Below are 22,434 nucleotides of genomic sequence, written 5' to 3'. Positions count from 1 at the left end.
CTTCACGAGCTTGGTATCGATTGCGGTTTGGCCTGCAACCCGCTGGATAGGAAGCGTCAACGACCTGGCTGCGCCGCATCATTTGATCCTGCCGACGGCGGCCAATGCGATCGTGCTGGTGTCCGGCTATCTCGCCCTTGCTTCGCTGGTCTGGGCTCTCGCGGACGCCACCATGGAACAGCCGCTCGACCTCGCCAACTTCGATTCACCTCCGCCCGTTGGCCAGAGCTGGCGAATTGCACATCTCTCGGATCTTCATGTGGTCGGCGAGCGATATGGCTTCCGGATAGAATGCGGGCGAATGGGTCCGCGTGGCAATGATATGGTAGAGCGGGTCCTGGCGCGGCTTGCCGAAGCTCATGCGGCCCAGCCGATCGATCAGATCCTCATCACCGGTGACATGACCGACGCCGGCAGCGCCACGGAATGGGCCGAGTTTCTCGACGCGGTGTCGCGCTATCCGGACCTCGCCGCCCGCACGGTCGTCCTTCCCGGCAATCATGATCTCAACATCGTGGATCGGTCCAATCCAGCCAGGCTGGACCTGCCGTTCAGCGCCGGCAAGCTGATGCGGCAGCTGCGCACCCTGTCCGCCATGGCCGCCGTGCAGGGCGAGCGCGTGCATGTTGTCGGTGACATGGGAAGCATCACCAATACGCTCGCGGGCTCGCTCGCGCCGCACCGCGAACGTATCGTGACCTTCGCGAACTCCGGCGGGCTGCGCAATTCGCTGCGGCTGCGCAAACTGTTCGACGAGCAGTTTCCGATGATCGTGCCGCCCCAGCAGGACGACGGACTCGGCATCGCGATTCTGAATTCCAACGCGGAAACGCATTTCTCATTCACCAACGCCCTTGGCTTGATTTCCTATGAACAGGCGCAGCGGCTCGCGGCCGTCATCGGCCGGTTTCCAAGAGCCCGATGGATCATCGCCTTGCATCATCATTTGGTGGAGTATCCGAAGCCCCCCAAATCGTTTTCCGAACGCATCGGTACCGCGCTGATCAACGGCAGCTGGTTCGTCAGGAAGCTCGGCCAATTCGCTGATCGTACCGTCATCATGCACGGTCATCGCCATGTCGACTGGATCGGCGCGTGCGGCCCATTGAAGATCATCTCGGCGCCATCGCCGGTCATGGACGCCGTGGAGGACACTCCGGCGCACTTCTATATCCACACGCTGGCCGCAGGCCCAGGAGGACGCCTCGACCTGCTCCCACCGGAGATCGTGGAATTTGCACCCGGCGCCCAAGCCAGCTCGTAGGGCGGATTAGCGGAGCGCAATCCGCCGCGCCCCAACGGGATCGGGCATCTGCTGGAAGACTGAACTCCATCCACACTGCCAGCGGCACACCGCGATGAATGTCTATTGGTGGCGGATTACGCTGCGCTAATCCGCCCTACGGGCCACGGCGCTCTGCAACATTTACTACGTGAAGCAGAGCGCGGTGCGCGATGTCAGGCTTAAGCCTCGGCCTCCCGCTTCTTCGGATATCGTCCTTCCGCGAGATTGCGCACCACGATGTAGAAGATCGGGGTGAAGACGAGGCCGAACAGCGTGACCCCCAGCATGCCGAAGAACACGGCGACGCCGACGGCCTGGCGCATCTCCGAGCCGGAGCCGGTGGAGATCACCAGCGGCAACACGCCAAGGATGAATGCGAACGAGGTCATCAGGATCGGCCGCAACCTCAAGCGGCAGGCCTCGATGACGGCATCGAGCCGGTCTCGGCCCTCGTTCTCGATGTCGCGGGCGAATTCCACGATCAGGATGGCGTTCTTTGCAGCGAGGCCAACCAGCACCACGAAGCCGATCTGGGTCAGGATGTTGATATCCTGCCCCATGATGCGCACGCCGATGCTGGCCGCCAAGAGGCACATCGGCACGATCAGGATGACGGCGAATGGCAGGGTCCAGCTGCCATACTGTGCCGCCAGCACGAGATAGACGAACAGCACGCAGATCGGAAACACGTAAAGGCCGGCGTTGCCGCCATTGACCTGCTGATAAGACAGGTCGGTCCATTCGTAGGAAAAGCCGCTCGGCAGCGTCTGGTCCGCGAGCTGCTTCATGATGTTGATCGCGGTCGCGGAGCTGACACCGGGCAAGGTATCGCCCTGCAGCTCGGCCGCCGGATAAAGATTGTAGCGCGCGACGCGGTCCGGCGCGGCGACATCCTTGAAGTCGACCACGCTGCCGAGCATCACCATGTCGCCCGCCGCATTGCGGGTGCGCAGCCGCGCCAGATCAGCCGTCTCTTTCCGGAACGGCAGATCGGCCTGCGCCGTCACATGATAGGTCCGGCCGAACAGGTTGAAATCGTTGACATAGGCCGAGCCGAAATAGGTCTCGATCGCCTCGGTCACGTTCTGGATCGGCACGCCGAGCTTCTGCGCTCTGATCCGGTCGATATCGACGAAGACCTGCGGCGTGTTGGCGGTGAAGGTCGAGAACACCGAGGTGAGGCCGGGCTGTTTGCGCGCCGCCGCGGTCAGCTCATCGGTGGCCGCAGAGAGCATCGCCGGACCGCGCCCCTGCCGGTCCTGGATGCGCATCGCAAAGCCGCCGCCGGTGCCGATGCCCGGCACGGCAGGCGGCGGGATCACGATCACGAAGGCACCTTCGATCGCCGCCAGCCGCTTGCGCAGCTCCGCCGTGATCGACGTCGCGGTCAGCCCCTTCTTGACCCGTTGTTCCGGTTCGTCGAAGACCGGGAACAGGGCCGCGGCGTTGCTCGCCTGGGTCCGTGTCGCGCCGGAAAAGCCGGCGAAGGATGGCACGCGCACGATACCCGGGACCTCGAGCGCGATCCGCTCGATCTGCCTCACCACCTCGGTGGTGCGGGCCAAGGAGGCGGCGCCCGGCAGTTGCACGGAGACGATGACATAGCCACGGTCCTGCGCCGGAATGAAGCCCTGCGGGGTGGTGACCAACAGCCAGCCGGCGCTGCCGATCAGCACCAGATAGACCAATAGCATCACGACAGCATGGCGGATCACGAAGCCGGCCGCGCGCGCGTAACCATGCGACAGCCGATCGAATAGCCGGTTGAAGGCGCCCGCGAACGCGTCCCAGCCGCGCGCCAGCACATTCCAGCGGGCGGGAGCGCGATGGGCGTCGTGAGGCCGAAGGATCTGGGAGGCCAGCGCCGGCGACAGGGTCAGCGAGCAGAAACAGGAGATCGCGGTCGCAACCGCGATGGTGACGGCGAACTGCTGGAAGAACTGCCCGGAAATGCCGCCGAGAAAGGCGGTCGGCACGAACACGGCGCACAGCACGAGCGCGATCGAAACCAGCGCGCCGCCCACCTCCTCCATGGTCTTGAGCGCCGCGTCGCGCCGGCTCAGGCCACGTGCGAGATGGCGCTCGACGTTCTCGACCACCACGATCGCATCGTCCACCACGATGCCGACGGCGAGCACCAGGCCGAACAGCGTCAGATTGTTGATGCCGAAGCCGAGCGCGGCCATCACGGCAAAGGTGCCGACCAGCGAGACCGGGATCGCCGCGATCGGGATGATCGCGGGCCGCCAGCCCTGCAAGAACAGCAGCACGACGAGCACGACCAGGACGACGGCCTCATAGATGGTCTTGATCAGCTCGTGGATGGACTGCGCGATGAACTCGGTGGGATTGTAGCCGATGTTGTAGTCGAGTCCCCTCGGGAAGCTCTCCTTCAGCTTCGCCATCGTGGTCTCGATGCCCTTCGCCGTCGCCAGCGCGTTGGAGCCCGGGCGCTGCGTCACCAGCATGGCAACGGCAGACTTCTTCAGCAGGAAACTGTTGGTCGCATAGGCCAGCGCGCCGAGCTCGACACGTGCGACGTCGCGCAGCCGCACCGTGCGGCCATCGCTCCCGGATTTGACAACGATGTCCTCGAATTGCGCAACGTCCTTGAGACGACCGGTAAAGGTCAGATTTGGCGAGAAGGCGCGATCGGCGATCGGTGGCTCGGCAATCTGGCCGCCGGCGATCTGCAGGTTCTGCGCCCGGATCGCCGCCAGCACGTCGCCGGCCGTCATGCCCAGATTGGCGATCTTGTCGGGATCGAGCCACAGCCGCATCGAATAGTCGCGGGCGCCGAAGATCGTGATGTCGCCGATGCCATCCAGCCGAAGCAGCTGGTCGCGCACCTGCAGCAGCGCGTAGTTGGAAATATAGAGCTGATCGAACGTGTCGTCGGGCGACAGCATGAACACGACGAGCAGGATGTCCGGGCTGTTCTTGCGCGTGACCACGCCGTTGCGCTGCACCTCCTCGGGCAGCCGCGGCTGCGCGATCGCGACGCGGTTCTGCACCAGCACCTGGGCCTTGTCGAGGTCGGTGCCGAGCTTGAAGGTGACGGTGATCGTCAACTGGCCGTTCGAGGTCGCCTGGCTGTACAGATACAGCATGTCCTCGACGCCATTGATCTCCTGCTCGATCGGCGCGGCCACGGTGTCGGATACGGTCTGTGCCGAGGCGCCGGGATATTGCGTCGTGACCGTGACCGTCGGCGGCACCACTTGCGGATATTCCGAAACCGGCAGCGTCGGATAGGCGATCGCACCCACGATCAGCAGCACGATCGACAGCACCATCGCCAGGATGGGCTGATTGACTGAGAGACGGCCGAGATTCATGACTTGCTGTCCCCTGCCGCCGCCGGATGGGGGCTGACCTTGGCACCGACGCGGGCGCGCTGGATGCCGTCGACGATGACGCGGTCGTCCGCCTTCAGGCCCTCGCGGATCACGCGCAGGCCGTCGTCCAGCGGACCGAGCACGACCGCGCGCGCCTCCACGGTGTCGTCAGGCTTGACCACGAACACGATCTTGCGCGACTGGTCGGTCGCCACAGCCGCATCCGGGATCAGCAGCGCCTCGTAGGGCGAGCTGCCGATCAGCCTGACCCGGCCGAACTGTCCGGGCAGGATCGACAGATCGGTGTTCTTGATCAAGGCGCGGCTGCGCAGCGTGCCGGTCGAGACATCGAGGCGATTGTCGAGGAAGTTGACGGTGCCCTCATGCGAGGGCTTGGTCTCGCCGGTCAGCGTCACCTGCACTGGATTTGGCGTGTCGCGCGAGCTCGGACGCTTGCCTTCGAACCAGAGGCGCGAGTTCTTCTGGTAGGTCGCCTCGTCCATGTCGAAATAGATGTAGATCGGATCGAGCGTGACGATCGAGGTCAGAAGCGTCGAGGCGCCGGTGTCGCTGCCCTGCACGAGATTGCCGGCGCTGACCAGATGCCGGCTGACGCGGCCGGTGATCGGCGCCAGCACATGGGTGAACTCGACGTTGAGCTTGGCCGCTTTCTGGATGCCCTCGGCCTGGATGGCCGCAGCCTCTGCCGATTGCAGCGCCTGACGGCGCTGATCGACAATCGAATCGGACACCGCCTCGGTCTTGTTCAGGGTGGCCGCGCGATCAAACTCGCGCTTGGCGAGCTCGATCTTGGCCTTGGCGTCCGCAAGCTGCCCCTCCGCCTGGGCCGCCACGGCCTCGAACGGCCTGGGATCGATGACATAGAGCAGATCGCCCTGATGCACGATCGCACCGTCCTGGAACTCGACCGAGGTGACATAGCCGCCGACGCGGGCGCGCACCTGCACCTCCTCGACGGCCTCGAAGCGGCCGGTGAACTCGTCCCAATCGGTCACGGTGCGCTTGACGGGCTGCGCCACCGTCACCGGCGGCGCCGGGGTGGCGGCCGCAGCCTGCGGCGGCTTCTGCTCGCTGCAGGCAGCAAGCGCAGCCGCGAGCGCGAGCATCACGACATGAGAGGTCAGAAAAAACGGTCCCCTCCCATACACCTTTTCCACGATACCGGCCCCCCTGAAAACGTCGTCGATCATCTCGAGCGCATCCCTTACGGCGCGCACTCGAACCCATGGACGATTTGGGTTCGATCGCTTCGGATCACAATAGGATTTTGCGCGGCATTTCTACGACGGGCGAGGCGCCGCCATGCACGTCCAGGGGAAAACCGCGAACGAGATCGTGCGAATCTGGAAAACGAAGCGCAATCGGAACAGGCGTCGCGGCCGTCCTGTCGGCAGGTCGCAGTGTCACCCTGCCCTGCTAGTCCCCACTGATACCGATCCGGTTCGGCAGCCGCTTCTCGAGCGTGTGCTTGAACAGGGCTGCCGTGCGATACACGGCATGGGCAAACTTTCCATACGGCAGTGTCAGGAACAGCGCCATGACGCACCCGAGATGGATCGCGAGCCACAGCGCCATGAAGCTCGTGTCACGCAGCACGAGCAGAGCAAGACCCGTGATGCTGATGATGAACAGCAGCGCGATGAAGCCGAGATCCATCGGCCGCTGCGCGATGTCGCTGCGCTCGGCGTGGCGCTGCAGGTTGAGCCACAACAGCCCGGCAGGGCCGATCAACAGGCCGATGCCGCCGACCGTGCCCAGCATGACGGGCCAGCTCAGCCCGGGGTACGGCGCCTCATCGGCGAACAGATAATGGTAGAGCGTCGCCACGCTGGTCGCGGCGAAGCAGAGCAGGAAGCCGTACATCGTGATCTGGTGAAACCAGCGACGCACCAGCGTGAAGCGGTCATCATCCTCGTTGCAGCCGACGCCATGGCCGCCGCCAAGATAGCGCAGCACCGCGATGTCATAGGCTGTCTCCGCCGCAGCGGATCTTCGCGCCTTGGGGAGGTCGAGAGGTGCCTGCGGCACGTCCTCACGCGCGGGCGCGATGTCGCGCCAGAAGCGGCCGATGCCGATCGCAAAGGCTGCGATCGCGTACAGGAACACGGCGCCGAAAACGAGCGCCAGGAAATTATGCGGGAAGATCGCATAGAAATTGCCGGCGAGCGGCGGGTGAACGAGATGGCCCGCCATCGCCAGCGCCAGCACGAGAAACAGCGCCAGGCTGGCTGCGAGCGCCAGCGACACGGTGAGGCCTTGGCGGCGATAGAGTTCGCCCAGCGCGCGTGGCCAAGCATAGGCCTGGTAGGTATTAGGGCGGACCTTGGCCATGGCCTGCGGCACGTTGACCCCGAATTCGTGCGGCGGCGCGTATTGACAGGCGTAGAGGCAGGCTCCGCAATTGTGACAGAGGTTGGCGAGGTAATGCGTGTCGGCTGCGGTGAATTCGAGCCGGCGCGTCATCGCCGGAAACACCGCGCAGAAGCCTTCGCAGTAACGGCACGCGTTGCAGATCTGCATGACGCGCGCGACCTCCGCCTCCTCGGCGCCGAGCAGCGCAGTCAAGTCCTCAGGCGTGCCAGCCGGAGCCGCGATGGTCTCAGTGAGCGGCGGCATAGGCCAGCTCCTCCTTGAATTCGGGATGCGTGAAGCCCGCGCTCGCGGCGGCATTGACGCCGGCGATGCGGCCGAAGGCGGTGCCGATGCTCATGCCGACGCCCGCAGTGTAGCCCTTGCCGAGCACATTGCCGGCCATCATCTCGCCGGCGGCGAACAGATTCTCGCTCGGCACGTCGTTGAAGCGCGCCGCCGCCGTGTGATCGGTCTTCAGGCCGAGATAGGTGAAGGTAATGCCGGGCCTCAGCGGATAAGCGAAGAACGGCGGCGCATCGATCGGCTGCGCCCAATGGGTCTTGGCCGGCATCAGCCCTTCCGTGCGGCAATCGTCGAGCACGGTGTGATCGAAGGTGCCGGGACGGCACGCCGTGTTGTAGGCATCGAGCGTGGCGGTGAAGGTCGCGACGTCCAAGCCGATCTTTTGCGCGAGCTCCTCGAGCGTCTCGGCGCGCGTGCCCGGAAACACCGGCGGCATGAAGCGCCCGACCGCCTTGCGGTCGATGATCGACCACGCGGTCTGGCCCGGCTGCTGCGCCACAAGGCGGCCCCAGATCGCATAGCGCTTGGGCCAGAAATCCTCGCCCTCGTCGTAGAAGCGCCTGGCCTCGCGGTTCACCACCACGCCGAGCGAAACGCAATCGATGCGGGTGCAGATGCCGCCGTCATAGAGCGGCGCACGGGCATCGATCGCGACGCAATGCGCCTGGGTCGGATCGCCGATCGCATCGACGCCGGCATCGAGCATGAATTTGAGCAGCACGCCCTGATTGAAGCGGGTACCGCGGATCAGGAAGTTTTCCGCGGGCCATTCGCCCCGCTCGTTCTGCCCCCATGCCTCGCGCTGCCATTCGAGGTTAGATTCGAAGCCGCCGCAGGCCAGCACGCAAGCCCTTGCCGTGATGCGCTCGCCGCTCTCCGTGATCGCGGCGATGAAGCGGCCGTCTTTCAACTCCAGGCTCTTCACCGGCGTCTCATATCGGATCGAAACGCCGAGCTCGCCGGCGCTGCGGTAATAGGCATTGACCAGCGCCTTGCCGCCGCCCATGAAGAAGGCGTTGGTGCGCGCCACGTGCAGCGCGCCCGACAGCGGCGGCTGAAAATGCACGCCATGCCTGCGCATCCACGGCCGGCAGCGCGACGAGTGCCGGATCACCAGCCGCGCCAGCGCCTCGTTGGTGAGCCCGCCGGTGACCTTGAGCAGGTCCTGCCAATATTCCTCTTCGGGATAAGCCTCGACCAGCACGTCCTGCGGCGCGTCGTGCATGCAGCGCAGGTTCCGCACATGCATCGAATTGCCGCCGCGCCAGCTCCGCGGCGCCGATTCCAGCATCAGCACGGATGCGCCCGCCTCGCGCGCCATCAGCGCCGCGCACAGCGCAGCGTTGCCGCCACCGATGACGAGAACGTCAGGCACCTCCTGCATCCGGCCGTCTCTCCCGCTTCAGTCCGTTCGTTCCATGCACGCAGGGCTTAGCCTTGCCGGCCCGATATTGCCACCGGATTTGCCTGCAGATCAGCCACGCGCCAGCGCGGTGCGATGCGCAGCCTCACTCATCCTCGGGCTGCCGACCCATCGAAGACGCGATGATCAACGACGCGCAAAAGAAAAGCCGCTTGCACCAACGAGGTGCGAGCGGCCAAGTCTAGGGAGGAAACGCCCAAAATGGGCTGGACTCAACCTACGCGATTGCCGGTGTGGGCGAAATCCGGACATTTCCGGAGCTGAGCCAATAGCGTTGCTGGAAGATAAACGTCGCCAGCCCCATTCATACGACATTCATCATGCTCATGGCGCGTGCTGCATGCAGATGCGAGAGAGTGGTCTCCTCTAGTTGTCGTCTGCGCGTCGGATCACAACTTCGGGGCGCGATCGAGCGCACAATGGATCTGCTTCCAGCAGCGCTGACGGGGCGTGCCTCAAGCTATCGACATTCGATGCTTGCCACCGCCAGACGCCGATCTCTTCGATATGTCCGATATGAGTCGATGTCGGTTCAACCTCTCACCCGTTCGTGTTGAGGGGAGGCCGGGCGTGTCTCACTGTTGAGAACGCGACCTCGAGACATGCGGGACCTCGGCAAGCCCCGCAGATGCCTGCGACGTTTGCTTGACAGGCAGGGACGCCCCTCCTTATATGCCGCGCGTTCGCAGCCAATCGTCGACACCGACCGGCCGAACGCCGTGGCGGGGTAGCTCAGCTGGTTAGAGCACGGGAATCATAATCCTGGGGTCGGGGGTTCGAGTCCCTCCCCCGCTACCAAGTTGATTCCATTCCGCTTTTCTCTCGCTCCGCACGGATTCATCGGAGTCCAACCGCGCGCTATTTCGGCACCACGTTGGGATTGCCGCCAGGGCTGCCGGGCGGCGGGATCACGGGCGTGTTGCCGCCTTCCGGCGTCGGCGCATGGATCTCCGAATCCGCCGTCGAGGGCGGGCACAGCACGCCGCCGGATTTGGCGAGCTTGTCGCCGAGCGGCTCGCTTGCCTGGCCGGTGGTGACGCCATCGGGCGGCGGTGTGCCGCGGGTGGTTGGCGCGCAAGCCTCATTCTGATTGGGCGCGGGCGCAGTCGCCTGTGGCGGTGTGGCCGGCGATGGCGGCGCCTGAGCGCCGGCCGTGGTCGCGGCCGCCGCCAGCAGGAACGACAGAGTGAGTGTTTGCCTGGTGCTCATGGCCCGGCAACGCGGAACGAGGTCCCGTCGTTCCCTCACGCCCGCGTGGGCCTCTTGCGGAACTCGGAACTCAGCCCTTGCGGTAGCGGATCAGCGAGAAATGCCCGAGCGGCGGCATCGGGCGGCGTTCGGCGAGCGTGACGCCGCCATGGCGGGCCGCCCATTTGACCAGACGCTCCCAGGGAAATTCCGGCCGCCAGCCGAGCCGCCGCGCCACCGGCGCGAAGGCGAGCTCGAACAGGCGGCGCGGCCCGCTCTCGGCGCCGATATGGTTCACCAGGATCAACTCGCCGCCCGGCTTCAGCACGCGGATGAAATCGTCCAGCGTGGCCTCCGGATCCGGCACCGCGGTGATGACATATTGCGCCACCACCGCATCGAAGAAATTGTCGGCGAAGGCGAGATGCTTGGCGTCCATCACCGCGAGCGTCTCGACGTTGTCGAGCTTCTGCTCGCGCACGCGCTGCTGCGCCCGCCGTAGCATCGGCTCGGAAATATCGACGCCGCAGATCTTCGTGGTCGGCGAATAGTCCGACAGCGATAGCCCGGTGCCGACGCCGACATCGAGCACGCGGCCGCCGACGCGATCGGCTTCCGCGATGGTCGATTGCCGTCCGTGATCGAAGACTTTTCCAAACACCAGGTCGTAGACCGGCGCCCAGCGCTCATAGGCCTTTTCGACCCCAGCGCGGTCGATGTCCCCCATGCCCCTCTTGCCCTGACTTGATTAGCCGCGGATCGCTTCGGCCAGCCGCCGCGGCTTCGCGACGCCGCCGACTGATGCCCCCTTCGCTTCGGCGCTCTGGATGAAGCCGCCGCCGAGCACACGTGCCCGGCCGCTTGGCGCGTCGTAGAACACGCAGGCCTGCCCGGGCGAGACGCCCTCCTCGCCGCCGGCCAGCTCGACCTCGTAATGACCGTGGCTGCCGCGGAGCCAGGCGGGCTGCGGCGGCCGGGTCGAGCGCACCCGCACGAACAGTTCGAGGCCGTCGTGCACGGCCGCGTCGAGCGCGCCGTCACCGATCCAGTTGACCTCGCGCAGCACGATGCGATGCGTGCGCAGGGCCTCGCGCGGACCGACCACGACGCGGCGCGCACCCACATCGAGCTTCACCACGTAGAGCGGCGAACCCGAGGCAACGCCGAGCCCCTTGCGCTGGCCGATGGTGAAATTGGCGATGCCGTGATGGGCGCCGAGCACTCGGCCATCGAGATCGACGATCTCGCCCGGCTCCATCGCGTTCGGGCGCAGCCGTCCGATGATGTCGGTGTAGCGTCCGGTCGGCACGAAGCAGATGTCCTGGCTGTCGTGCTTGTCGGCGACCTCGAGGCCGAAGCGGCGCGCCAGATCGCGCACCTCCGGCTTGGTCATGTCGCCGAGCGGGAAACGCAAGTAGTCGAGCTGCTCGCGAGTGGTCGCGAACAGGAAGTAGCTCTGGTCGCGATCGCTATCCGCCGCACAGATCAACGCGCGCGATCCGGAGGCCAGCCGGCGCGAGGCGACGTAATGGCCGGTGGCCAGCGCTGAGGCGCCGAGCTCGCGCGCCGTCTTCAGGAGATCGCCGAACTTGATGGCGCGGTTGCACTCGATGCACGGCACTGGCGTCTCGCCCGAGGCATAGCTCGCGGCGAAATTGTCGATCACCTGCTCGCGGAACCGATCCTCGTAGTCCAGCACGTAATGCGGAATGCCGAGCCGCTCGGCGACGTTGCGCGCGTCGTGAATATCCTGGCCGGCGCAGCAGGCGCCCTTCCGATGGGTCGCCGCGCCATGATCGTAGAGCTGCAGCGTGATGCCGACGACGTCGTAGCCTTCCGACTTCAACAGCGCAGCCGTCACCGACGAGTCGACGCCGCCCGACATGGCAACGACGACCCTGATATCCTCCGGACGGCCTTCGAGATCGAGACTGTTGAGCATGTTTCAGGTCACTGCGATCGCGGCCTCGAGGGAACAGGCTCCGTCGCGGAGACCTCTTCGCCCGGCGCCATCATGCGTTGGCAAACCCCTTCGCGCGATTCCAGACCAAGGGGATTGCGGCCGATGCGGAAACGACTGGAAAGCGCTCCTTTAATATAGGCGCGCTGCCTGCGAAGCAATCACGCTTCCCGCAGGCCAGAGCGGCAAATCTTGCCGGCCGGGCAGAAATGGCGGGGCCCCCTGCGTCCGGAAAATTGCGGGCACGAGCGCGCAACGTATTGATTTTACACGATAAAATTGCACAGAGCTGCTTGGCCCGCTCCTTGCTGAACGGGGACGATGGTTCAATCGCGAAAGGTTCCAAGGTGTTCAGCGTCTCCACGGACATCCAGGCCAGCACGGCCTTCCAGAGCACCGCGCCGAAATCCACCCGGCCCGATCCCTCGCAGTACACCAGCAGCTTCTCGGCGCTGGTCGATGCCGCCACGGCCGATCCGTCGGCCGGCTCGCCGCCGCCGCGCGCCAGCAGCAGCTCGTCAGCCAACAGCTCCAGCTTGCGCAGCAGCACCAGCCAGTCGAGCGCGCCCGCCGACACCGGCGCTCCAACCAGCACGGCTCCCGACAAGTCCGACGGCAAGACCGACAAGACCTCATCGAGCGATAGCAAGGCAGATACCAAGTCCGACACCACCGGCACAGCGAAGTCCGCCGACGGCACCTCGACCGGCAAGCCGGACCAGGACAAGAGCAGCAAGGACGACGGCACCGACACGACAGCGGCGGCCGATCCAACCGCTGTTCCGGCGACGGCCGTCGCGGCGGCGATCCAGTCGAACGCCGCGCCGTCCGACACACCGATCACCACGACGACCGACGCGACGGCTCCCGTCGGCGCCGTAACCGCCGCCGCCAATGCCCAGGCGGCCGGCGCCGTGATATCGGCCACGCCGGCGACGACCGGCGGACCGGTCGTAGCTGCGGCCAATTCCGCCAACGGCAGTGCCAAGGCGGCCGATCCTTCCGCGAAGGACGCGGCCACAACGGCAGCCGCGACCACGACCACCGCAACGACGGATGAGCCGCCGACCACCAACCCGGCCTTCGCGGCCCTCGTCGATGGCGCAGCCCAGGCCGGCGCCAAGACGAAGACCCCGGCGCAGGGCAAAGCCGCGTCTGTCCCGGCAGCCGACACCAACGCGAAAACTGATCAAGCCGCCCCGACCACAGCGACCACGCAGCCCACTCACGCCGATGCCGCGCAGCAGGCGGCCGCAACGGACAAGACCGACGCCCCCCTGGTCGTCACCGATCCCGGCAAAGGTAGCGTCAACGCAGAACCAGTGCCGGCCGTGCGCGAGCGCTCCGGCAACTCCGCCAATGCGCAGGGTTCGGCGACAGTCTCCGATTCCAGTCTCCAGGCGGCGACTGCCCTGCAGCCGCAGCTTGCGACCCAGCCGACCGCGGCTCCCGTGGCAGCGGCGAACCTGACCGCCACAGTCCCCAGCTCGGCCGCGGTGCCGCTCAGCGGGCTGGCGGTCGAAATCGCGGGCTCCGCACTGAACGGCAAGAGCCGCTTCGAGATCCGGCTCGATCCGGCCGAGCTCGGCCGCATCGATGTCCGCATCGATGTCGACCGCAGCGGCCAGGTCACCTCGCATCTGCGGGTCGAGAAGCCCGAAACCTTATCGATGCTGCAGCAGACCGCACCGCAGCTCCAGCAGGCGCTCAACGACGCCGGCCTGAAGACCGGCAGCGGCGGCCTCCAGTTCAGCCTTCGCGATCAATCCACGTCCGGCCAGAACGGCAGCAACGACCAGCCTGGCGGCAACGCCCACCGCCTCGTCATCAGCGACGAGGATGCGACGCCTGCCGCGGCTGCGGGACGGTCCTATGGCCGCATGTTCAGTTCGAACGGCGGCATCGATATCCGGGTCTAAAGGAAACCAATCATGGCCACTGGCGACGCAATCACCGCGAGCCCGATCGTTTCGGGGACTACGAAAACGTCGACCACGGCGTCATCCAGCAGCACGTCGTCGACCGCGAACAACTCGATCGCAGGCAACTTCCAGACCTTCCTGACGCTGCTGACAACCCAGCTGCAGAACCAGAACCCGCTCGATCCGCTGGACACCAACCAGTTCACCCAACAGCTCGTCCAATTCGCCTCGGTCGAGCAGCAGCTCAAGACCAACGACCAGCTTGCGTCGCTGGTGTCGATCCAGCAGACCACGCAAGCGACCCAGGCGCTGAACTTCGTCGGCAAGACCGCTGTCGTCGAGAGTTCGACCGCGAGCCTCTCGAGCTCGAAGGCGACATGGGACCTCAGCATCCCCTCCGCCTGCGATATGACCGTGACCATCACCAACTCGAGCGGCGCAACCGTCTATAGCGGCAAGCTCTCGGTCAATGCCGGTGACAACCAGCCGTTTCAGTGGAACGGTCAGGGCTCCGACGGCTCGCAATTGCCCGACGGGCAGTACAAGCTGACCGCGACCGCAACCGACAGCTCCGGCAACCCCGTCGCGATCAAGACCCAAGTTCAAGGTGTCGTGTCCTCCGTCGACCTCACCCAGCAGCCGCCGCTGCTGTCGATCGCGGGCCAGAGCTTCACGGTCAACCAGATTCAGCGCATCGTGAGTTAGCCGCGGCCGCTTTTCCAAACCGATCGGCGTCATTCATCCCCGAGCTTTCCGATCAAGCTCGCACGGCACGCCTGGATTGCAGCCCATGGCCCGGGCGAGATTAACAAATCATTTACCCTGTTTCAGGTCCTGGCGACGTTTGGCTCCGGGACAACCAGCATTTGCAGCTCACGTCTGATTGCAGGCTTTGGCTTAGGCAAATTTTAAGCGGACCAGCGTAGGTTGGTACCGTGAGTTCAGTGGTTAAGAGTTTGTGAGTACACCATGACAGAACCCCATCGCCCGAGGGTGAAATACGTCATCGGGCCCGACGGCAGTCCACTCACCATCGCGGATCTGCCTGCACCGGGCACCAAGAGGTGGGTCATTCGCCGCAAGGCCGAGGTCGTGGCCGCTGTCCGCGGCGGATTATTGTCCCTCGAGGAAGCCTGCAGCCGCTACACGCTGACCGTCGACGAATTTCTGTCCTGGCAGTTCTCGATCGATCAGCACGGCCTCGCCGGACTGCGGACCACCCGGATCCAGCAATACCGGCAGTAAGCCCTTATCGACATCATTTTTCATGAAATCGGCTTGGCCCCGCCAAGCCGATTTTTTGTAGCTCGTGCACGGATCGCGACGTTCGCAAGGATCCGCGGCGTCCCGCACCCGCTCTGCAACTGCCCTTTAACCTCCGTTAACCATATCGAAACCTTCCCATAGGCAATAATTGCCCAGTGGCCCGATTCAGACTTCGCCCCTTCTCTACGGGGCGCGCGGTCAGAATCGAGGGCCATTTGGAATGCAGGGGGTCGGGGCAACGGAAGGGTCGAGTTTCGTGCTTGGTTGCAAGCGGCCGTAAAGGCCGGCGAAGCTCAAATCCTCCCAGCGGCCACCTGTGAAATGCCGAACTGTGGGGCAGTTGCTTGCAAAGTCTCGTGGACTTCCTGAAGGGTTTGGGCGCGGCCCGGCTGATGGCGATGATTGCCGTCACGGCTGCGCTGATCGGCTTCTTCGCTTTCGTCATCATGCGGGTGACCACGCCGCAGATGACGACGCTCTTCACCGATCTCAGCATGGAGGACTCCTCCAGCATCATCAAAGACCTTGAACGGCAGGGCATCCCCTTCGAGATCCGCAACGAAGGCAGCGTCATCCTGGTGCCGAAGGACAAGGTCACACGGCTGCGCATGAAACTCGCCGAAGGCGGCCTGCCCAAGGGCGGCGGCGTCGGCTACGAGATCTTCGACAAGTCGGACGCGCTGGGCACCACGAGCTTCGTCCAGAACATCAACCATTTGCGTGCGCTGGAGGGCGAGCTCGCCCGCACCATCCGCAGCATTGACCGTGTCCAGGCGGCGCGGGTCCATCTCGTGCTCCCCGAACGGCCGCTGTTCGCGCGCGAGACGCCGGAGCCGTCGGCCTCGATCGTTGTGCGCGTGCGCGGCTCGCTCGAGGCGGCGCAGATCCGGGCCATCCGTCACCTCGTCGCCTCCGCCGTCAACGGGCTCAAGCCGCAACGGGTGTCGATCGTCGACGAGGCTGGGCAGCTGCTCGCCGACGGCTCGCTGTCCGACATCGACCAGGCGGTCGGCGACGAGCGCCGCACCGCCTTCGAGAAGCGGATGCGCAAGCAAGTCGAGGACATCGTCTCCTCGGTGGTCGGACAGGGCCGCGCCCGTGTCCAGCTCTCCGCCGATTTCGACTTCAACCGGATCACCCAGACCTCGGACAAATACGATCCGGAAGGCCGGGTGCTGCGCTCCAGCCAGACCCGGGAAGAATCGTCGGCCACCGCCGAGAACAACGGCCAGGTCACCGTCAACAACGACCTACCGGGCGCCCAACAGAACAACGGCAACCAGCAGGCCGCGCGCGACCAGAGTAAGAAGACCGAAGAGACCAACAATTACGAGATCTCCCGGACCACCAAGACCGAGGTCACCGAGGCCGGCCGCGTCAACCGCATCTCGGTCGCGGTTCTAGTCGACGGCAGCTACGTCAAGAACGACAAGGGCGACCTGGTCTACAAGGAGCGCGGCAAGGACGAGCTCGAGCAGATCGCGGCCCTGGTGCGCTCGGCGATCGGCTTCGACCAGAAGCGCGGCGATCAGGTCGAGGTGGTCAACCTGAAATTCGCGGATGCCCCGGCGGTACCGCAGCTTTCAGAACCCTCCGGCTTCCTTGGCATGATCCAGTTCACCAAGGACGACGTCATGTACATCATCGAGCTCGGCGTGATGATGCTGCTCGGCCTCGTCGTGATGTTCATGGTGATCCGCCCGCTGGTGAAGAAGATCCTCGCCTCCGAAGAGGTGTCCGCGCTGACCGGTGCGACGCCGGCCATCACCGACGAGACCCCGCAGGTCCCGGCCGTGACCGCCCACCAGACCGCACATCTGATCGACGTCGCCCAGGTCCAGGGCCAGGTGCACGCCCAATCGGTGCACCGGGTCGGCGAACTGGCCGACCGCAACCCCGGCGAAGCCGCCGGCATCATCCGCCAGTGGCTTGCCGAACCGCAGACCTGATCCGCCAGAATTGAAGCTTTCAGACCCGGACAGTCGAAAAATCCCATGTCGCTCCCGCAAACGCAGAACGCAAACGCCAACGACATCTCCACCGTCATCGCCACCCTGGCGAGCCGCCAGGCCGGCCGTGAGAAGACCGCGCCCCTCAGCGGACCGAAGCGCGCCGCCGTCATGATGCTGGCGCTCGGCGAGCAGTATGGCGGCAAGATCTGGCAGCAGCTCGACGACGACGAGGTGCGTGAACTATCGCTGGCGATGTCCACCCTCGGCACGGTCGAGGCCGACGTCGTCGAGGACCTGATGCTGGAATTCGTCTCGCGCATGTCGGCCTCGGGCGCGCTGATGGGCAATTTCGACGCGACCGAGCGGCTGTTGCAGCAATATCTGCCGCCGGAGCGCGTCAACGGCATCATGGACGAGATCCGCGGCCCCGCGGGCCGCAACATGTGGGAGAAGCTCTCCAACGTCCAGGAAGAGGTCCTCGCCAACTACCTGAAGAACGAATATCCGCAGACCATCGCGGTGGTGCTGTCGAAGCTGAAGCCGGAGCATGCGGCGCGCGTGCTTGCCATTCTGCCCGAGGACATGGCGCTCGACGTGATCGGCCGTATGCTGCGGATGGAGGCCGTTCAGAAGGAGGTGATCGAGCGCGTCGAGCAGACGCTGCGCACCGAGTTCATGTCGAACCTCTCGCAAACCCGCCGCCGCGACGCTCACGAGGTGATGGCCGAGATCTTCAACAATTTCGACCGCCAGACCGAGACCCGCTTCATCACCTCGCTCGAGGAAGAGAACCGAGAATCTGCCGAGCGCATCAAGGCGCTGATGTTCACCTTCGACGACCTGATCAAGCTCGACTCCGCCTCGGCTCAGACGTTGATGCGCAATGTCGACAAGGACAAGCTCGGGATTGCGCTGAAAAGCGCCAACGAGGAGGTCCGCAACTTCTTCTTCACAAACATGTCCTCCCGCGCGGCCAAGATGCTGCAGGACGACATGGCCGCGATGGGACCGGTCCGCCTGCGCGACGTCGACGAGGCGCAGGCGCTGCTGGTCAACCTCGCCAAGGACCTCGCCGCCAGGGGCGAGATCATGCTGACCAAGAATCGTGCCGACGACGAACTGGTGTATTGATGGCTCAGCCCGCGAAATTCCTGTTCGATACGGATTTCTCCGCTCCCGAGCGGCAGCGCGAGCGGCCGGCGACCACGGCCGAGATCGCGCAGAAGATCGCCGTCGCCGAGGCGCAAGCCTACCGCAACGGCTACGAGGCGGCGCAGCGTGAGGCTCGGGTCGAAGCCGACCGCCGCATGGCGAGCGCGCTGGAGGAGATCAAGATCCATCTGCAGGGCATCGCTTCGCGCGTCTCCGGCGTCGAGGCGAGAATGGAGACCGAGGCGGTCGAGGTGGCGATAGCGGTCGCGCGCAAGCTCTGCAGCGCGCTGGTTGCCGCCGAGCCGCTCGGCGAGATCACCGGCCTCGTCAAGGACTGCTTCGCCCATCTGGTGGCGACGCCGCATCTGGTCGTCCGCATCAACGATTCCCTCTACGAAAGCGCACACGAACGGATCGAGAAGCTCGCCAAGCAGAGCGGCTTCGAAGGCCGCCTGGTGATCCTGGCCGAGCCCGACATTCCGACCGGCGACTGCCGGATCGAATGGGCCGACGGCGGCGTCGTGCTGGAGCGCGGCGCGATCGATACCAAGATCAACGAGCTCGTCGGGCGCTATATGGCGTCCAGGAATCAGGCTGCCGGCGCGGCCAAGGGGGTTTAAGTCATGAGCGACACCGATTCTCACATCCCGCTGCCCGATCTCAACAGCGCCGATGCGCCACCGCTGGACGATGTCGGCTACAATGAGGACGACCAGGCCGCGCGCATCGCCGCCGACCTCGAGGCCGTCTTCGACGTGCCGGTCCAGGTCTCCGCCGTGCTCGGCCGCTCCAAGATGGACGTCGGCGAGCTGCTGAAGCTCGGACCTGGCACCGTGCTCGAGCTGGACCGCCGCGTCGGCGAGGCCATCGATATCTACGTCAACAACCGCCTGGTGGCGCGCGGCGAGGTGGTGCTCGTCGAGGACAAGCTCGGCGTGACCATGACGGAAATCATCAAGTCAGATCGCAACTAACACGCAGCATCATCGCGCGCTTGGGAGCGAGCCGCGCGGACCAGTCAATAGGAGATCGACATGCGGCTTCTCATCGTCGGCACGCTGAAGGGTCAGCTCACCGCCGCCACCAAGATTGCCATGCAGAACGGCGCGACCGTCACGCACGCCGAGGACAACGAGCAGGCGATGCGCGTGCTCCGCGGCGGCAAAGGCGCCGACCTGCTGCTGGTCGACGTTGCCATCGACATCCGCGACCTCGTGATGCGGCTCGACGCCGAGCACATTCATGTGCCGATCGTCGCCTGCGGCATCACCACCGATGCCCGCGCGGCGGTCGCCGCGATCCATGCCGGCGCCAAGGAATATATTCCGCTGCCGCCCGATCCGGAGCTGATCGCCGCCGTGCTGGCCGCGGTCGCCAACGATTCCCGCGATCTCGTCTATCGCGACGATGCCATGGCCAAGGTGATCAAGCTGGCGCAGCAGATCGCGGGCTCGGACGCTTCGGTGATGATCACCGGCGAGTCCGGCACCGGCAAGGAGGTGCTGGCGCGCTATGTGCACAGCCGCTCGGCGCGCGCCAAGCGCCCCTTCATTTCGATCAACTGCGCCGCGATCCCCGAGCATCTCCTGGAATCCGAGCTGTTCGGCCATGAGAAGGGCGCTTTCACCGGCGCCATCGCCCGCCGCATCGGCAAGTTCGAGGAGGCCACCGGCGGCACGCTGCTGCTTGACGAAATCTCCGAGATGGACGTGCGGCTGCAATCGAAGCTGCTGCGCGCCATCCAGGAGCGCGTCATCGACCGCGTCGGCGGCACCCGCCCCGTTCCGGTCGACATCCGCATCATCGCGACCTCGAACCGCAACCTTGCGGAGGCCGTGCGCGAGGGCACGTTCCGCGAGGACCTGCTGTTCCGCCTCAACGTCGTCAACCTGAAGATCCCGCCGCTGCGCGAGCGCCCGGCCGACATTCTCGAGCTCGCTCATCATTTCGCGCGCAAATATTCCGATGCCAACGGCGTGGCGCTGCGCCCGATTTCGGCGGAGGCCAAGCGCGTGCTCTCGACCAATCGCTGGCAGGGCAATGTCCGTGAACTCGAGAACACGATGCACCGCGCGGTGCTGATGGCTGTTGGCGACGAGATCGGGCCGGATGCGATCCTCACGCCCGACGGCGACCGGCTCGATATCGTCAAGACCCAGCCGGCGGTGGCGCATGCGACCATGGCCGCCGAGCAGGTGACGCGCGCTTTGGTCGGCCGCACCGTGGCCGATGTCGAGCGCGACTTGATCCTGGAGACCCTGAAGCATTGTCTCGGCAACCGCACCCATGCGGCCAACATCCTTGGCATCTCGATCCGCACCTTGCGCAACAAGCTGAACGAATATGCCGACGGTGGCCTGCCGATCCCGCCCCCGGGCGCCGGCGACGCCGCGCGCATGCCGACAGTGGCCGGCTAGTGTTAGTTCGGCCGCACCATCCTAGCGTCATTGCGAGCGCAGCGAAGCAATCCAGGGCCAAGAAGAAAGGTCTGGATTGCTTCGTCGCGTTCGTCTCCTCGCAATGACGATCATCATGACCGCCCAAGCTCACGCCGCCGTCGGGGCCTCGGGATTGCGGAAGATGTGGATGGGATCGCCGGGCACGAATTCCTGCCGGGTGAAGACGGCATAGGCATAGAGCGCGAGATAAAGAATCGCGAGCGTGCCGATCACGTAGATGGCCCAGGTTCCGATGCGAGTGAGAACGCGCTTCATTGGCTCTGCCGAGAGAGAATGAAGCGGTTCTAAGCGGTCTCACGCCTGAAAGCCAGCCCAACGCGGCAGGCTGGCGCGGTGGCGCCGCATCAGAACTTCCGGGTCGATTGCGGGTTCGGCACGCTCATGGTGGCGAGCTTGAGCATGTCCTCGTCGCGGTCCACGGTGAGATAGTCGCCCTGCCAATAGGCCAGCGCGGCGGCCGGAGCGGTCGCATCGACATGCAGCACGCGGCCGATCACGATGCCGTGCGAGTGCCGCTCGATAATGTCCTCGACCTCGCAATCGAACGCCGCCAGCGCGCCGACCAGGAGCGGCACGCCGGTCGCACGCTTGCGCCATTCGGCGCCGGCAAAGCGCTCGGCACCCTTGGCGCCGCCCTTGCCGGCAAAGCGGTCCGCGACCTCGAGCTGATCCGCCGCGAGGATGTTCACGCCGAACACGCGCTCGCGCTGCAGGATCGGCCACGACGACGCATTGCGGTTGACGCTGACGATCAGCGACGCCGGCTCGACGGACAGCGAGGAGACCGAGGTCACGGTCATGCCCGACGTCTCACTGCCGCGACCCACGGTGATGACGCTGACACCACCGACGAGGTGCCGCATGGCGGAGCGGAAATCGAACGCAAGCGGCTCACTACGAAGCTTGGGATCGGGCATGATACGGACAATGGAGTTCATGACGTTAACATCCTCCTACTCGGGTACGCCCTCGCCCAGCAGCTCACGCAGAATCGCGCCTTCCAATGCGGCGAGATCGGCTGCGCCGCGCTCGCGCGGCCGCGCAATCTCGACCTTGATGTCCTCGGCGATGCGTCCCTCCTCGATCACCAGCACGCGATCAGCCAGTGCGACGGCTTCCGAGACGTCGTGGGTGACCAGGATCGCGGTAAAGCCCTGGTCGGCCCAGACCCGCTCCAAAAGCCGCTGCATGGCGATGCGCGTCAGCGCGTCGAGCGCGCCAAGCGGCTCGTCGAAAGCGAGCAGGCGCGGTCCTGAGACCAGCGCGCGGGCCAGCGCGACGCGCTGCTTCTGTCCGCCCGACAGGACCGACGGCCATTCTCCGCGCTTGTCGGCAAGACCGACCTCGGCCAGCGCATGCTCGGCACGAGCTTGGGCACCGGCCGCTTGGCGATCGCGGCCAAGACCGACCTCGACATTGGAGAGCACGCGCGCCCAGGGCAGCAGCCGCGGCTCCTGGAACATCACGCGGACATCCTCCGGCCGCGCCGCCTCGCCGAAGCTGATGCTGCCGCCACTCGGCTTGTCGAGGCCCGCGATCAGTCGCAGCAGCGTGCTCTTGCCGCAGCCGGAGCGACCGACGATCGCGACGAACTGGCCTGCCGGAATGTGCAGGTCGATGCCGCGCAGCACCTCATTGTCACCGAACGATTTGCGCAAATCGCGAATAGTCAGCGGAAGCCCGCGCACCTGCGGATGTCTGTCACGCAAGCCGCGCGTATCGTGCAAAACGTCCGGTTCGCGCAAGACTTCGGTGTCGCGCACGGCTTCTGCCTGCGTCACGAATTCGGAACGCGCAAGAGCCTCGGCGTCGG

General features: G+C 65.4%; 19 protein-coding genes, 1 tRNA gene and 1 pseudogene. 10 read left to right on the top strand and 11 right to left on the bottom strand.

Annotation, left to right across the window (positions count from 1 at the left end):
- Positions 1–118: 118 nt before the first annotated feature.
- Entirely contained in the window at positions 119–1,264 is a 1,146-nt protein-coding gene (locus P6U24_RS10500; RefSeq protein WP_407159049.1) for a metallophosphoesterase family protein, read from the top strand.
- A 200-nt stretch (positions 1,265–1,464) separates the two neighbouring features.
- Here P6U24_RS10500 and P6U24_RS10495 read toward each other — a convergent pair whose 3' ends face one another.
- The 4 genes from P6U24_RS10495 to tcuA form a co-directional block, all read right to left on the bottom strand.
- Positions 1,465–4,623, bottom strand: coding sequence for an efflux RND transporter permease subunit (locus P6U24_RS10495; RefSeq protein WP_407159048.1), 3,159 nt, complete (start codon positions 4,621–4,623; stop codon positions 1,465–1,467).
- Complete coding sequence (locus P6U24_RS10490; protein WP_407160419.1) at positions 4,620–5,750, bottom strand: efflux RND transporter periplasmic adaptor subunit; 1,131 nt, start codon at positions 5,748–5,750, stop codon at positions 4,620–4,622. The genes P6U24_RS10495 and P6U24_RS10490 overlap by 4 nt, the downstream gene beginning before the upstream one ends.
- A gap of 310 nt (positions 5,751–6,060) precedes the next feature.
- Entirely contained in the window at positions 6,061–7,260 is a 1,200-nt protein-coding gene (gene tcuB, locus P6U24_RS10485; protein ID WP_407159047.1) for a tricarballylate utilization 4Fe-4S protein TcuB, read from the bottom strand.
- Positions 7,244–8,683: an FAD-dependent tricarballylate dehydrogenase TcuA gene (gene tcuA, locus P6U24_RS10480; protein WP_407159046.1), complete on the bottom strand. Its 1,440-nt coding sequence runs from the start codon at positions 8,681–8,683 to the stop codon at positions 7,244–7,246. The genes tcuB and tcuA overlap by 17 nt, the downstream gene beginning before the upstream one ends.
- A gap of 760 nt (positions 8,684–9,443) precedes the next feature.
- Between tcuA and P6U24_RS10475 the strand changes: the two genes are divergently transcribed.
- Positions 9,444–9,520 (top strand) — tRNA-Met (locus P6U24_RS10475).
- Positions 9,521–9,580: 60 nt separating this feature from the next.
- On the opposite strand, the gene P6U24_RS10470 is transcribed toward P6U24_RS10475, so the two are convergent.
- The 4 genes from P6U24_RS10470 to P6U24_RS10455 all read right to left on the bottom strand — a co-directional run bounded on the left by P6U24_RS10470 (position 9,581) and on the right by P6U24_RS10455 (position 12,447).
- Entirely contained in the window at positions 9,581–9,931 is a 351-nt protein-coding gene (locus P6U24_RS10470; RefSeq protein ID WP_407159045.1) for a hypothetical protein, read from the bottom strand.
- A 70-nt stretch (positions 9,932–10,001) separates the two neighbouring features.
- On the bottom strand, positions 10,002–10,637 hold the full coding sequence (locus P6U24_RS10465) for a class I SAM-dependent methyltransferase (RefSeq protein ID WP_407159044.1): 636 nt from the start codon (positions 10,635–10,637) through the stop codon (positions 10,002–10,004).
- A 21-nt stretch (positions 10,638–10,658) separates the two neighbouring features.
- Positions 10,659–11,852, bottom strand: coding sequence for a tRNA 2-thiouridine(34) synthase MnmA (mnmA, locus tag P6U24_RS10460; RefSeq protein ID WP_407159043.1), 1,194 nt, complete (start codon positions 11,850–11,852; stop codon positions 10,659–10,661).
- Positions 11,853–11,922: 70 nt separating this feature from the next.
- A complete protein-coding gene (locus P6U24_RS10455; RefSeq protein ID WP_407159042.1) occupies positions 11,923–12,447 on the bottom strand; it encodes a hypothetical protein in 525 nt (174 codons plus the stop codon).
- On the opposite strand from P6U24_RS10455, the gene P6U24_RS10450 reads away from it, so the two are divergent.
- From P6U24_RS10450 to P6U24_RS10415, 8 genes are all read left to right on the top strand, one after another.
- Complete coding sequence (locus P6U24_RS10450; protein ID WP_407159041.1) at positions 12,407–13,789, top strand: flagellar hook-length control protein FliK; 1,383 nt, start codon at positions 12,407–12,409, stop codon at positions 13,787–13,789. The two genes, P6U24_RS10455 and P6U24_RS10450, sit on opposite strands and share 41 nt — an antisense overlap.
- Positions 13,790–13,801: 12 nt before the next feature.
- Positions 13,802–14,497 carry a flagellar hook assembly protein FlgD gene (locus P6U24_RS10445; RefSeq protein ID WP_407159040.1) on the top strand — a complete coding sequence of 232 codons (696 nt, stop codon included), beginning with the start codon at positions 13,802–13,804 and terminating at the stop codon, positions 14,495–14,497.
- A gap of 264 nt (positions 14,498–14,761) precedes the next feature.
- Positions 14,762–15,037: a DUF1153 domain-containing protein gene (locus P6U24_RS10440; RefSeq protein WP_002714638.1), complete on the top strand. Its 276-nt coding sequence runs from the start codon at positions 14,762–14,764 to the stop codon at positions 15,035–15,037.
- A 365-nt stretch (positions 15,038–15,402) separates the two neighbouring features.
- Positions 15,403–17,007, top strand: coding sequence for a flagellar basal-body MS-ring/collar protein FliF (gene fliF / locus P6U24_RS10435; RefSeq protein WP_407159039.1), 1,605 nt, complete (start codon positions 15,403–15,405; stop codon positions 17,005–17,007).
- Between the two features lie 45 nt (positions 17,008–17,052).
- Positions 17,053–18,141 (top strand): flagellar motor switch protein FliG, encoded by a 1,089-nt coding sequence (fliG, locus tag P6U24_RS10430; RefSeq protein WP_407159038.1) that lies wholly within the window; start codon positions 17,053–17,055, stop codon positions 18,139–18,141.
- Positions 18,141–18,782 carry a FliH/SctL family protein gene (locus P6U24_RS10425; protein WP_407159037.1) on the top strand — a complete coding sequence of 214 codons (642 nt, stop codon included), beginning with the start codon at positions 18,141–18,143 and terminating at the stop codon, positions 18,780–18,782. Before fliG ends, P6U24_RS10425 begins: the two co-directional genes overlap by 1 nt.
- A gap of 3 nt (positions 18,783–18,785) precedes the next feature.
- Positions 18,786–19,136 (top strand): flagellar motor switch protein FliN, encoded by a 351-nt coding sequence (fliN, locus tag P6U24_RS10420; protein WP_407159036.1) that lies wholly within the window; start codon positions 18,786–18,788, stop codon positions 19,134–19,136.
- A gap of 60 nt (positions 19,137–19,196) precedes the next feature.
- The gene (locus P6U24_RS10415) at positions 19,197–20,579 is read left to right on the top strand and encodes a sigma-54 interaction domain-containing protein (RefSeq protein WP_407159035.1); all 1,383 of its coding nucleotides are present in this window, start codon (positions 19,197–19,199) and stop codon (positions 20,577–20,579) included.
- Between the two features lie 129 nt (positions 20,580–20,708).
- Here P6U24_RS10415 and P6U24_RS10410 read toward each other — a convergent pair whose 3' ends face one another.
- The 3 genes and pseudogenes from P6U24_RS10410 to P6U24_RS10400 all read right to left on the bottom strand — a co-directional run.
- Positions 20,709–20,876: a hypothetical protein gene (locus P6U24_RS10410; RefSeq protein WP_407159034.1), complete on the bottom strand. Its 168-nt coding sequence runs from the start codon at positions 20,874–20,876 to the stop codon at positions 20,709–20,711.
- An 89-nt stretch (positions 20,877–20,965) separates the two neighbouring features.
- Positions 20,966–21,559, bottom strand: a complete 594-nt coding sequence (locus P6U24_RS10405; RefSeq protein WP_407159033.1) for a flavin reductase family protein — start codon at positions 21,557–21,559, stop codon at positions 20,966–20,968.
- A 15-nt stretch (positions 21,560–21,574) separates the two neighbouring features.
- Positions 21,575–22,210, bottom strand: a pseudogene (locus P6U24_RS10400) (ATP-binding cassette domain-containing protein); the annotation flags it as partial.
- Positions 22,211–22,434 lie beyond the last annotated feature (224 nt).

Source organism: Bradyrhizobium sp. STM 3557 (assembly GCF_045571465.1).
Classification (GTDB): Bacteria; Pseudomonadota; Alphaproteobacteria; order Rhizobiales; family Xanthobacteraceae; genus Bradyrhizobium.
This window is presented reverse-complemented; position numbering and strand designations above follow the sequence as displayed.